10 protein-coding genes are annotated in these 12182 nt (G+C 69.7%); 1 reads left to right on the top strand and 9 read right to left on the bottom strand.

Features of this window, described 5'->3' with window-relative positions; all coding sequences use genetic code 11:
- Window positions 1–160: 160 nt before the first annotated feature.
- The 5 genes from proB to SACXIDRAFT_RS03455 all read right to left on the bottom strand — a co-directional run bounded on the left by proB (window position 161) and on the right by SACXIDRAFT_RS03455 (window position 6704).
- Entirely contained in the window at window positions 161–1276 is a 1116-nt protein-coding gene (gene proB / locus SACXIDRAFT_RS03435) for a glutamate 5-kinase (RefSeq protein WP_006237081.1), read from the bottom strand.
- Window positions 1269–2759, bottom strand: a complete 1491-nt coding sequence (gene obgE / locus SACXIDRAFT_RS03440) for a GTPase ObgE (RefSeq protein ID WP_006237082.1) — start codon at window positions 2757–2759, stop codon at window positions 1269–1271. Before obgE ends, proB begins: the two co-directional genes overlap by 8 nt.
- A gap of 110 nt (window positions 2760–2869) precedes the next feature.
- Window positions 2870–3127 carry a 50S ribosomal protein L27 gene (gene rpmA / locus SACXIDRAFT_RS03445; RefSeq protein ID WP_006237083.1) on the bottom strand — a complete coding sequence of 86 codons (258 nt, stop codon included), beginning with the start codon at window positions 3125–3127 and terminating at the stop codon, window positions 2870–2872.
- Window positions 3128–3142: 15 nt separating this feature from the next.
- Entirely contained in the window at window positions 3143–3457 is a 315-nt protein-coding gene (gene rplU / locus SACXIDRAFT_RS03450) for a 50S ribosomal protein L21 (RefSeq protein ID WP_006237084.1), read from the bottom strand.
- A 139-nt stretch (window positions 3458–3596) separates the two neighbouring features.
- Window positions 3597–6704 carry an Rne/Rng family ribonuclease gene (locus SACXIDRAFT_RS03455; RefSeq protein WP_006237085.1) on the bottom strand — a complete coding sequence of 1036 codons (3108 nt, stop codon included), beginning with the start codon at window positions 6702–6704 and terminating at the stop codon, window positions 3597–3599.
- Between the two features lie 480 nt (window positions 6705–7184).
- On the opposite strand from SACXIDRAFT_RS03455, the gene SACXIDRAFT_RS03460 reads away from it, so the two are divergent.
- Window positions 7185–8564 (top strand): S8 family peptidase, encoded by a 1380-nt coding sequence (locus tag SACXIDRAFT_RS03460; protein WP_006237086.1) that lies wholly within the window; start codon window positions 7185–7187, stop codon window positions 8562–8564.
- A gap of 60 nt (window positions 8565–8624) precedes the next feature.
- Here the strand turns inward: SACXIDRAFT_RS03460 and SACXIDRAFT_RS03465 are convergent, their stop codons facing one another.
- From SACXIDRAFT_RS03465 to SACXIDRAFT_RS03480, 4 genes are all read right to left on the bottom strand, one after another.
- Window positions 8625–9476 carry an ABC transporter permease gene (locus SACXIDRAFT_RS03465; RefSeq protein ID WP_006237087.1) on the bottom strand — a complete coding sequence of 284 codons (852 nt, stop codon included), beginning with the start codon at window positions 9474–9476 and terminating at the stop codon, window positions 8625–8627.
- A 3-nt stretch (window positions 9477–9479) separates the two neighbouring features.
- Window positions 9480–10310, bottom strand: coding sequence for an ABC transporter permease (locus SACXIDRAFT_RS03470; RefSeq protein ID WP_006237088.1), 831 nt, complete (start codon window positions 10308–10310; stop codon window positions 9480–9482).
- Entirely contained in the window at window positions 10307–11263 is a 957-nt protein-coding gene (locus SACXIDRAFT_RS03475) for an ABC transporter ATP-binding protein (protein WP_050986986.1), read from the bottom strand. The genes SACXIDRAFT_RS03470 and SACXIDRAFT_RS03475 overlap by 4 nt, the downstream gene beginning before the upstream one ends.
- Window positions 11264–11336: 73 nt before the next feature.
- Window positions 11337–12056: a FadR/GntR family transcriptional regulator gene (locus SACXIDRAFT_RS03480; RefSeq protein WP_232285243.1), complete on the bottom strand. Its 720-nt coding sequence runs from the start codon at window positions 12054–12056 to the stop codon at window positions 11337–11339.
- Window positions 12057–12182 lie beyond the last annotated feature (126 nt).

A 12182-nucleotide genomic window follows, 5' to 3' on the forward strand; every position in this document is an offset into this window, starting at 1 on the left:
ACACAGCGCGAGCGTAGCAGGCCCCGTGCCGGCCCGTGATCCGGTTTTCGTTCGCGCCGAGCACGCGTACAGGAAGTGCGAAGACGTGGACATCGACTGCGGACACCCGTACGGGAAGTGCAGGCACCCGTGCACAGGGTGCGGACACGGTGGATGGGCGTCAGCGGCGACGACGCACGGGCACCAGGTCATCGGCGTGGACGACCTCGCGGCGTTGCTCCGGCGGGAGTTCGTGGGAGGAGCGGCCGATGAGCTCAGGTAGCTCGGTGACGTCGAAGGCCACGACGCCGCGTGCCACGACGACCTGCTCCTGGTTCACCAGGTCCACGACGTCACCGGCCTGGAAGTCCCCGTCCACCCCGACGATGCCCGCCGCCAGCAGCGAGCGGCGGTGTCGCACCACGGCCGTGACGGCACCGTCGTCCAGCAGGAGCCTTCCGCGCGAACCCGCCGCGTACCCGAGCCAGAACCGGCGCGCGGACATCCGGGCCGGCGCGTGCGTGAACGCCGTGCCGACCCCGGCTTCCCCCAGCGCCGAACGCGCCTGCTCGGCCGCGGCGATCAGCACCGGAATCCCGGCAGCCGCGGCCGTTCGTGCGGCGGCGACCTTGGACATCATGCCGCCCGTTCCCAGCCCTGAGCTGGACCGGCCGACGGCGAGGCCCTCCAAATCGGATTCCGACGTCACCTCGGCTATCTTGCGCGTTCCTCCAGCCCGGGGATCACCGTCGTACAGAGCGTCCACATCGGACAGCAGGACGAGACCGTCGGCGCCGATCAGGTGAGCGACGAGCGAGGCGAGCCTGTCGTTGTCGCCGAACCGGATCTCCTCGGTGGCGACGGTGTCGTTCTCGTTCACCACCGGCACCGCGCCAAGCGCCAACAGCCGGGAGAACGTGCGCTGGGCGTTGCGGTAATGCGCTCGCCTCACCACGTCGTCGGAGGTCAGCAGCACCTGCCCCACGGTGAGCGAGTACCGGCCGAACGACTCGGCGTAGGCATGAGCGAGGGCGAGCTGCCCGACGCTCGCGGCGGCCTGCTGTGTCGCGAGGTCCTTCGGGCGCGCACTCAGCGACAACGGCGCCAGCCCCGCACCGATGGCGCCCGAGGACACCAGCACGATCTGCGTCCCGCGCTCCACCCGCTGGGCGATGGCATCGACGAGCGCGTCCAGCCGTGCGACGTCGAGCCCGCTTCCCGCCGTGGTCAGCGCCGACGAGCCGACCTTCACGACAAGACGCCCGGCACGGGCGATGGCGGCCCGCACCTCACTCATCGGCGCCCTCGGCAGGCTCACCCGTCCCCGGGTCCCCGGAGTCGTCCGCGACGTCGTCGGGGGTCCCCTCCCGACGCAGCCTGCGAGCTTCCTTCCGCTCGGCAGCGGTCACCCTGTCGGACCGTTCGAGCCGAGGATCGGTGCCGCGTCCGGTCAGCGTGCTCACCACACCCGGGGTCGAGGGTTCCCAGTCGAACGTGACCCCTGCGATGGTGACCGGGCATCCCGGCTCGGCACCGAGCCGCGCCAATCGATCCTCCACACCGAGACGGTTCAGCCGGTCGGCGAGATAGCCCACGGCCTCGTCGTTGGCGAAGTTCGTCTGCCGGATCCACCGCTCGGGTTTGGCGCCCCGCACGATGAACCCGCCCTCCTCCTCCGGATCGGGTTCGACCGTGAACCCGCCGTCGTCCACGGCCTTCGGGGTCACCACGACCTTCGTCGGTGTCGGCGCTGGCTGCGACGCGCGATAGGACTCAACGATCTCGCCGAGAGCGTAGGTAAGCTCGCTGAGGCCCTTGTGCGCGACGGTGGAGATCTCGAAGACCCGCAGGCCGCGCGCCTCGAACTCCGGCCTCACCAGTTCGGCCAGCTCGGCGGCGTCCGGCACATCGATCTTGTTGAGCACCACGATTCGCGGGCGGGTGGCCAGATCACCCCCGAGCGCGGGGGTGTACCGGGACAGCTCCTCCTCCAGAGCATCGACGTCGGACACCGGATCGCGGCCCGGCTCATAGGTGGCGCAGTCCACCACGTGCACGAGCACGGCGCACCGTTCGATGTGACGCAGGAAGTCGAGGCCGAGTCCCTTGCCCTGGCTGGCGCCGGGAATGAGCCCCGGCACGTCGGCCATCGTGAACACCACGTCACCTGCCGTCACGACGCCCAGGTTCGGCACCAGCGTCGTGAACGGATAGTCCGCGATCTTCGGTTTGGCCGCCGACAGCACGGAGATCAGCGACGACTTCCCTGCCGAGGGGAAGCCGAGCAGGCCGACGTCGGCCACCGACCGCAGTTCGAGGACGAGGTCTCGCTGCTCACCGGGTTCCCCCAGCAACGCGAACCCGGGGGCCTTGCGGGCCTTCGACGCGAGCGCGGCATTGCCGAGCCCACCGCGACCGCCCTGCGCGGCCACGAACCGGGTTCCCTCACCGATGAGATCTGCCAGTACCTCGCCGTCCTCGGTGAGCACGACGGTGCCGTCGGGAACCCGCAGTTCCAGCGTCTCACCCGCGGCACCGCTGCGGTGACCACCCTGGCCCTGCTTGCCGTTGCCGCCTCGCGCGTGCGGGCGGAAGTGGAAGTCCAGCAGCGTGTGCACCCCGGAATCGACGACGAGCACCACATCACCACCGTGGCCGCCGTTGCCGCCGTCGGGCCCGCCGAGTGGCTTGAACTTCTCACGGTGCACCGACGCGCAGCCGTTCCCGCCGTCGCCCGCGGCGACATGAATCACCGCGCGATCCACGAATCGGGATGCCATTGGGGCCGCCTTCCTGGGCAAATAACACCTGTGACAGCAAAACGAGGGACGGGGCCGGAGGTGTTCCGGGCCCGTCCCTCGTTTCGAGTAGCGTGCGCTGGCCGGGCCGGTCAGGCCTCGACCGGCACGATGTTGACCGTCTTGCGGCCACGCTTCGTGCCGAACTCCACCGAGCCCGGAGCAAGAGCGAACAGAGTGTCGTCTCCTCCACGGCCGACGTTCACGCCGGGGTGGAACTTGGTGCCGCGCTGACGGACGATGATCTCGCCCGCCTTCACGACCTGACCGCCAAACCGCTTGACACCGAGGTACTTCGGGTTGGAGTCACGGCCGTTGCGAGAGCTGGACGCGCCCTTCTTGTGTGCCATGGCTGGTCAGGTTCCTCACTTGTTGATGCCGGTGACCTCAAGGCGGGTCAGCTGCTGCCGGTGACCCTGGCGCTTGTGGTAGCCGGTCTTGTTCTTGAACTTGTGGATGCGGATCTTCGGGCCCTTGGTCTGCTCGACGATCTTGCCCGTCACCGAGACCTTCGCCAGCGCGTCGGCGTCCGTCGTGACCTTGCCGTCGTCAACCACCATCACGGCGGGAAGGGTGTGCTCGGTGCCCGGCTCGCCGTCGAGCTTCTCGACCTCGACGACATCGCCGACGGCGACCTTGTACTGCTTGCCGCCGGTCTTGACGACTGCATACGCCGACACGGAAGTCTCCTGATTACTCGACTACTAAATTGGGGCTACGACGACCCGCCAGGTCGCGGGCCGTCTTACAGGGTACTGAGTGCTCTCCGGCAGCGGCGCACCGGGGTCGCGTGGGATCCGGTGCGCCGCGACGGGTTCCTCAGCCGTTGTCCCTGGCGGGCACCGGTGGCCCTGCGGGACGGCTCGCGGCGCGGCGCGGCCGCCGCGCCACCCTCTGCGCGGGAGCGGGGATCACCGGTTCCTCGTCTCGTGTTGCGGGCCGAGCGTGTTCCGCCGGCTTCTCCTTCGCGGGCTCCGCGCGCTCCGGCGCGGGAGGCACGGCGCCGTTACGGTGTTCGACGGGCTCGCGCGTGGCCTCGGGCCTGCCTGCGCCGGTTTCCCGGGACTCCGCGCGACTCTCGTCCGGCTCCCGGGGAGTCCGGGGCTCCGTGGCCTTCTGTTCCTGCGGAGCCTCGGCGGATTTCGTGGCGACGACCTTGGAGGCATTGGCCACGGCCTGCACCGCGGACACCACCGACTCACGCTGTTCCGGGGTGGGAACCTGCGGAGCCTGCTCGGCGCTCTTCGCGGCCTCCTGCTCGGCGGCCTTCGCCGCCTTGCGCGAACGGCGGGACGTGTGCTGGCCACCCTGGTGTGCTCCGTGATGACCGTGGTTCGCGCCGCCCCCACCGTGCCCGTTGCCGCGCTGCGGTTCCGTCGAAACGATCACGCCACGGCCCTTGCAGTGCTCGCAGGTGGTGGAGAACGCCTCCAGCAGGCCCGTGCCGACGCGCTTGCGCGTCATCTGCACCAGTCCCAGCGACGTCACCTCCGCGACCTGATGGCGCGTGCGGTCGCGCCCAAGGCACTCGGTGAGCCTGCGCAGCACCAGCTCACGGTTCGACTCCAGCACCATGTCGATGAAGTCGATCACGATGATGCCGCCGATGTCCCTCAGGCGGAGCTGCCGCACGATCTCCTCAGCCGACTCCAGGTTGTTCCTGGTGACCGTCTCTTCGAGGTTTCCACCGGAGCCGGTGAACTTGCCCGTGTTGACATCGATCACCGTCATCGCCTCGGTGCGGTCGATCACCAGGTAGCCGCCGGACGGCAGCCACACCTTGCGGTCGAGCGCCTTCATGAGCTGTTCGTCGATCCGGTAGTCAGCGAACACGTCCCCGGTACCCACGTACCGCTTGACGCGGTCGAGCAGGTCCGGCGCGACGTGCTCGACGTAGGAGCGGATGGTCTCCCACGCCGTGCTGCCCTGGATCTCCAGCTTGCTGAAGTCCTCGGTGAACAGGTCACGGACCACCTTCACCAGCAGGTCCGGCTCCTCGTACAGCAGAACGGGGGCGCTGCCCTTCTTACCGTTCGCCGCGTCGGCCTTCTCCTTGATGACCTGCCACTGCGCCTCCAGCCTGCGGACGTCCCTGGCGAGCTCGGCCTCGGTGACGCCCTCGGAAGCCGTCCGGATGATCACACCGGCGTCGGTGGGGACGATCCGCTTGAGGATGTCCTTGAGTCTGCGTCGCTCGTTCTCGGGGAGCTTCCGCGAGATGCCGGTGGCACCACCGGACGGCACGTACACGAGGAACCTGCCAGGCAGGGAGATCTGCGTGGTCAGACGCGCGCCCTTGTGACCGACGGGGTCCTTGGTCACCTGCACGAGCACGTGGTCGCCGCTGGACAGCGCCTGCTCGATCTTGCGGGCCTTGCCTTCGAGGCCGGCCGCGTCCCAATCGACCTCACCGGCGTACAGCACGGCGTTGCGTCCACGCCCGATGTCGATGAACGCCGCCTCCATGGAGGGCAGCACGTTCTGCACCCTGCCGAGGTAGACGTTGCCGACGATCGAGCCTGTGCCTGCCGAGGTGACGAAGTGCTCGACGAGCACGCCGTCCTCGAGGACACCGATCTGGGTCGAGTCGCCGCGTTCGGCCACCACCATGGTGCGCTCGACCGACTCACGCCTCGCGAGGAACTCCGACTCCGACAGGATCGGGGCGCGCCTGCGACCTGCTTCCCTGCCGTCGCGGCGGCGCTGGCGCTTGGCCTCCAGCCGTGTCGAGCCCCGCACGCTGCGGACGCCGTCCTCCGCCTTGCCCTCCTTCTCCTCGGCGGGCTTGGACTCCCTGACGTGCACGACCGTGTTCGGCGGGTCGTCCGAGGCAGCGGCTTCGGCGTGGTCGTCGTCACCGCTCTTGCGGCGGCGACGTCGGCGGCGGCGCCTGCTGGCCGTTTCCGTCTCCGCCTGTTCCTTGTGTTCCCCTGCGCCGTTCTCCTGCTTGGCCTGCGGCTCTTCGTCGGGGGTCGTGTCCTCGTCCGGCTGCTCGGACTCCGGCGAATGCTGCTGTTCGTCACCCGTGCCCGCGTCATCACCGCCCTTGCCCCTGCCCCGGCCTCGGCGACCCCGCCGACGGCGCCGTCGGCTGCCGCCCTCGCCATCGCCGTCGCCGTCACCGTCGGCTGTCCGGTCCTGGTCGTGCTCGGTCTCGCTCTCCGCGGCCTCACCGGTGTCCTGCTGCGCCGGGGTGACAGGGGCTGCTGCCACCGTGACCGGATCGGGCGGGAGGAACAGCGGCGAGGGCGCCGCGAAGATCGGGGTGTGCGGCGGTGTGGGCTCCTGCGCCCGCACGGGTGGCGTGAGTGCGGGTGGGGTGAGCGCCTGCGGCGTCGCCGCGGCGAACGGCGCCGTCGGCGGGGGCACCGTGGCCGCCCGGCGCGGGGCCTCCCGCTCCGGCTCCATGCCGCCCGGCACAGCAGCAGCCTCGCCGCCCTGCTGCGCCTCCCTCTCCTTCACATCGGCTCGCACCGGCTCACCTGCGGTTCCGGTACCGGCTTCCGTCCCGATCCCCGGCGATGGTCGCTCGCTGTCCCGCGTCCTCACCGGCGCTTCGGTGTCCGCCACGCCGCCGGTGCTGTCTGTTCCGCCGGTGCTGTCCGCGCTGCCTTCGGCCGCCGGTACCGCTGCCTTCGCCCCGGGCTCCTCGGCGTGCCCTTCGGTTTCCGTGGTGGCCCCCGGTTGCGCGGTCGCCCCGAGTGCCTCCGCCACCCGCACGGCGACGTCCTTCGCGACGCCCGACTGCGGGCTTCGCGCGGTGTGGCCGAGCTGCGCCAATGTGGCGAGCACCTCACGGCTGCTGGTACCCAGCACCTTGGCCAGCACGTGAACCCGGGTCTTGTCCGGGAGTTCGGCCAGCGCACGCGCGGTGGGTGTGGCGGCAGTCCCGCCAGCGTTCTCGGCGGGTGTCTCCGCGTTCGACATACATCTCCTCCGCCCCCGGGCGCGTTCATCACGCGGCCGCACAGGAGCCGTTCTCTGTTGTGTACCGCCCTGGTGAGGTCACCGAGACGGAAATCCTTGCCTTGCATGTCACCGGAGGGCCGGACGAACCGGCACGGACCCCCGATGACGGGTCCCGCGACGACGAACCGGTTCGACCTCCAACGCCCCGCAAAGCGTCGCCACGTCGTCGAGCCGCCCGACACAGGATGTGGGTGGCGGCGACCAACGCGCGGTTTTCCCAGCGCATCGCCGGGTCGCCCTGAGCTGTCCGCCACCTCGTCGGCGGCGATGCCAACCCGGCAACCGACATCCAGTATCCCACATGGCCCGGCTGTCATCGTTCGCGTTCGGCAACGAGTGCGACTCGACGTGCCCGTTCGTTCGGCTTGTCGGCCTCTGACCTGCTCGTTACCGTGCGCAGACGGGGACACGACACGCGCGGACGTGACGGAGGTGGGCGTGCGCAGCAGCGCCGGTGCGGTCCTGCTCACCGTTCTGCTCCTGCTCGCGGGTGGTGCCGGGACGGACACCGTTCGTGGCGGGGTCCGGCAGTGCGACACGGGGGGCCAGGTCGTGCGCTATCTCGTGGTGTTCGAGCCACCGACCCACAGTGCCCAGGCCGCGGCACGGGTGGACGCCGCGTGCGGCGAGTTGGGGACCTTCCACGCGCAGATCGCGGTCGGGGTGGCCACCTCGGCCGACAACCGCTTCACCGAATACATCGGACCGCGCCGCGCGATCGCGTCGCGGGAGCCCGGCCATACCAGCCAGTCGGCGGGCACGGTGCCGAGGTCACCGGACGAGTTCACCGGCGACGCGAACGACCTCACGGATCGGCAGTGGAACCTGCGCGCGATCCGCGCCGAGCAGGCACACACCCGGCAGCGGGGCAGCGACGACGCGGTGATCGGCGTGCTCGACTCCGGGATCGACGCCGACCACCCCGATCTTCGACACAGCGTGGACAGCGAACTGTCGGCCGGGTGCCTCTCGGGTGCCGCGGACCCGAACCCGTCGAGCTGGAGACCTGGCGCGTCGGCTCACGGCACCCATGTCGCCGGTGTCCTCGCCGCCGCCGACGACGCCCGCGGTGTGACCGGCGTCGCGCCCGGTGCCCGGGTGGCGTCCGTTCGGGTCGTGGACGACGCGGGGAGGGTGACGCCGGAGGCCGCCGTGTGCGGGCTGATGTGGGCGGCAGACCATGACTTCGACCTTGTGAACGGGAGTTTTCTCGTGTCGCCGTGGCCGGGTACCTGCGCGCGGGGCTCCGGGCGCGATGCCGTGCGCGAGGCGATCCGGCGCGCCCTGCGCCATGCCCACGAGCGGGGCACGCTCACCGTCGTGGCCGCGTCCAACAAGGCCGCCGAGCTGACTCCTTCCCACGCACTCGCCCCGGAAGGCCGCGCGTGCGAGGTTCTGCCCGCAGGTCTCCGGGACGCCGTGTCGGTGTCGGCTTCCACCCGGGACGGCAGGAAGGCAGGGTACAGCTCCTACGGCCTCGGGGTGATCGATCTCACTGCTCCCGGCGGAGACGGCGGCCGGTGTGTGCTCTCCACCGTGCCGGGCGGCTACGCGACGCTGTGCGGCACGTCGATGGCCGCACCGCACGTCACCGGCGTGGCCGCGCTGGTGGCGTCCGAGCGTCCCGGCGCGCCGCCCGACCAGCTACGCCGCACCCTCACCGAGACAGCCACCTCGGTACCCTGCCCCGACGACGACCTCACCGGCAACGGCACCCAGGACACCCACTGCGAGGGCCACACCGGCTACAACGGTTTCTTCGGCCACGGCAGGGTCGATGCCCTCACTGCCGTGGAGCAGGCCACCGGGTTCCGCTGATCGACCCGCGGCGCACCGATCGCGACGCCGCACCGCGCTCGCGGTGAGCCTGCGGCCCGGTCAGCGCAGCAACGTGTGCAGCCTCCTCGACACGCCGTAGACACCGAGCGCGGCGAGGCCCACCAGGTATGCGACATGCCCGGCCATCGACCAGTCCAGGACACCGGCGGCGAACCCTCGGGACAGCTCGACGCCGTGGTAGAGCGGAAGGCACTGGACCAGCACCTGCAACGGTTCCGGGTACACCGACAGTGGGTAGAACGTCGTCGAGAAGAAGAACAGCGGCATCACCGCGAGCTGGATGTAGTCGAACTGCGAGGTGGTGCGCAGCAGTGTCGCGCAGACCATCCCAACGGCGGCGAACGCGAACGACACGAGCACCGCCACCGGAACCACCAGCACCGCCCACGGCGTGGTGACGAGCCCCATGACACCCATCACGCCGAAGAACGACACCGCGTACAGCCCGCCGCGCAACACGGCCCAGCCGATCTCACCGAGCGCGATGTCGAGCGGCCCCAGCGGTGTGCTGAGCGCGGCCTCGTAGGTCTTGTCGTAGCGGAACTTGAAGAACACCCCGTACGTCGCGTCGAACACGGCGCCGTTCATGGCCGAGGCGGCCAGTAGGGCGGGAGCCACGAACGCCACGTAGCTCATCGTGCCGCCACCCGGTCCGGTGACCTCGGGCACGAGCTGCCCGAAACCGACCCGGAACGCGAGCAGGTAGAACAGCGGCTCGAAGACCCCGGAGACGAACACCAGCCACGCACGGGAGTAGACCAGTGCCGACCTCTCGATGAGAGCGCTCGCCCTGCCCGCGTAGAGCGAGGGCGGCAGGATCCGCAGCAGCAGCCCGCCGGACCTGCGCCCGGGGACACGCACCCCAGCGGCCGCGTTTTCGGTGACCACCATCGCCTACACCACCAGCCTTCGGTAGAAGAAGTGCCGGGCGAGCAGGCCGCCGACGGCGAACAGCGCCACGAGCACCGCCGCGTGGCCGAGTGCGGGAAGCAGGTCCAGCCCGCCGAGGGTCACGCCACGGGCGAGTTCGTTGCCGTGCCACAACGGCGAGATCCACGCGAGCCACCTCAGCGCGAGCGGGATCTCCGAGACGGGGAAGAACGTTCCCGCGAACAGCACCATGGGGATGACGACGAACCGGAACAGCGCCGCGAAGCGGGTGCCCTCGTCGTAGGTCGTGGCGGCGAACGCCGTCACCGGGGCGGCGCAGGCCAGGCCGGTGGCCACGCCGACGATCGCCGCGACGACGACGCCGGGGCCGGTCCAGGCGCCGAAGAACGCCGCCACCACCGCGTACACCACCACGGCGAGTACGCTGCGCAGCCCGATCCAGAGGAAATGGGCGCCCAGCACCTGGCCCGGCGTGATGGGCGTCGCGGTGATCGACAGGTAGTCCTTCTGCCACTTGAAGCCCGACAGCACCGGGTAGGAGGACTCACCGACCGCCAACTGCATGGCTCCGGCCACCAGTAGGGCAGGCGCGACGTACTGCACATAGGACACCCCGCCCGTGAGTGCCCCCGGCTCGACCTGCGAGCCGAATCCGACTCCCATCGCCAGTAGGTAGAGCAACGGCTGCAACCCCGACGAGTACAAATTGGACGTCCAGTATCTGCGATACCAGGCCCACTGTCCCTCGACGCGCAGCCAGGCACCCCGCCACGCACCGACGACGCGGACCTCGGACCGGACGGTGCTCACGAGCGGCCGTTCGGTGGTGGTCATTCGATCAGGCTCCTGCCGGTGAGACGCAGGAAGACGTCCTCCAGCGTGCTGCGGCGCACCAGGCTCGACACGGGACGCACACCCCGCGAGTGGCACTTCTCCAGTGCCGCCTCCCCCGAATCGGTGTAGACGAGGATGCGGTCGGGCAGCACCTCGATGCGCTCGCCGAGATCGCTGACGACGGCGACCGCCTGCTCGTGTTCCGCCTTCGGCATCCGCAATTCCAGCACCTCCCGCGTCGAGTAACGCGAGATGAGGTCGGCAGGTGAGCCCTCCGCCACGATCCGGCCGCCGTCCATGACGACGAGGCGGTCGCACAGCTGTTCCGCCTCGTCCATGTAGTGCGTGGTGACGAGCAGGGTGACCCCCTGCGACTTGAGACGGAACAGCTTGTCCCACAACAAATGCCGAGCCTGCGGGTCGAGCCCCGTTGTGGGTTCGTCGAGCAGCAGCAGTTCCGGCTCGTTGACGAGCGAGCGGGCGATGGTGAGCCTGCGCTTCATTCCACCGGACAGCGACTCGACCTCGGCATCGGCCTTGTCCACGAGCTGCGCGAAGTCGAGCAGCTCCTCCGCCTTCGCCCTCGCGCTCGCTCGCGACAGTCCGAAGTAGCGGCCGTACACCTGGAGGTTCTGCCGCACCGTGAGTTCCTGATCGAGGTTGTCCTGCTGCGGCACCACACCCAGCCTCGCCCGGATGCGCGGGCCTTCCCTGTCGGGGTCCATCCCGAGTACCGAAAGCCGCCCTCCCGATCGAGGGGACGTCGAGGCGATCATGCGCATCGTGGAGGACTTGCCCGCGCCGTTCGGCCCGAGGAATCCGAACGCCTCACCCCTGCGCACATTAAGGTCGATACCTCGCACCGCCTCGAAGTCACCGAAGCGCTTGACCAGTCCCTCGGCCAGTACGAGGGCGTCTCCCTCGGTCTCCTGCGGTCTGCTGTCGTCCGACACGACGGCAACACTGCCAGAAAACACCGACAGGATTAAAGCGATTTCGAGCCGCCGTGACACCACACAGCGGAACTCAACCCCGATCGGGCACCCGCGCCCTGATACCTCGGAAATGCTCGTCAACCGCCGCACGCAGAGCCGCCTCGTCCCTGGCGCGGAGAGCTTCCAGGATCGCCCTGTGCCTGCGGGCGGTCAGTTGCGGTGTGTCATCCGCCCTGGGGAGTTCGGCGTCGAGAGTGTTGAAAACCCGCCAGAACACGCGGAGCAGGTCGAGGACGAGTCCGTTGCCGAGCGGCCGGTAGAGGATCTCGTGGAATCGCCAGTCCGCCTCGGGCGCGTACCTGCCCTGCCCGGCTTCCTCCTCCATCGTGACCACCGTCGCGGTCAGCGCGTCGAGGTCGATCCGGTCGTAGACGCCGAGAACCCGATCGACGAGCCCGGTCTCCAGGACCTCCCGCACTTCGAGCAGATCACGGATGTCGGTGTAGTCGCCCCGCAGCGACAACGCTCCCCTGAACGCCAGTCCCGCTTCGAGACCGGTGAGCGGCACGGAACCGACGTACGTGCCGTAGCCGTGGCGGATATCGACGATGCCGACAGCCTCCAGCGCCTTCATCGCCTCCCTGAGCGGGTGTCTGCTGACGTCGAGTTCCTTCATCAGCTCGACCTCGGTGGGCAGCGGCGCACCCGGCGCGAGCCCGCGCTCGACGATGAGACGCTTGATCGCATCCTGGAGCGCCCTCTGGTTGGCGCGGGCTCCCTGCCTGCGCCCGCCCGCCGTCGAGGTTGTCACGGCAGCCGAGTCTAGAGGTTCACCCATGGTGGCCCCGCACCCTTACCGAAGTCCGCCCTGCCCTCGAACCTTGCATTCGCCGTCCCTCCGGGGCTACGGTACCCGCCGACATAGGACATCCTATGT

The organism is Saccharomonospora xinjiangensis XJ-54 (assembly GCF_000258175.1).
Lineage (GTDB): Bacteria > Actinomycetota > Actinomycetes > Mycobacteriales > Pseudonocardiaceae > Saccharomonospora > Saccharomonospora xinjiangensis.

Bases quoted from the DNA above. Each gene is read 5' to 3' on its own strand.
- rpmA (WP_006237083.1), bottom strand. From the start codon at position 3,127: ATGGCACACAAGAAGGGCGCGTCCAGCTCTCGCAACGGCCGTGACTCC.
- SACXIDRAFT_RS03465 (WP_006237087.1), bottom strand. From the start codon at position 9,476: ATGGTGGTCACCGAAAACGCGGCCGCTGGGGTGCGTGTCCCCGGGCGC.
- SACXIDRAFT_RS03455 (WP_006237085.1), bottom strand. From the start codon at position 6,704: ATGTCGAACGCGGAGACACCCGCCGAGAACGCTGGCGGGACTGCCGCC.
- proB (WP_006237081.1), bottom strand. From the start codon at position 1,276: ATGAGTGAGGTGCGGGCCGCCATCGCCCGTGCCGGGCGTCTTGTCGTG.
- SACXIDRAFT_RS03470 (WP_006237088.1), bottom strand. From the start codon at position 10,310: ATGACCACCACCGAACGGCCGCTCGTGAGCACCGTCCGGTCCGAGGTC.
- obgE (WP_006237082.1), bottom strand. From the start codon at position 2,759: ATGGCATCCCGATTCGTGGATCGCGCGGTGATTCATGTCGCCGCGGGC.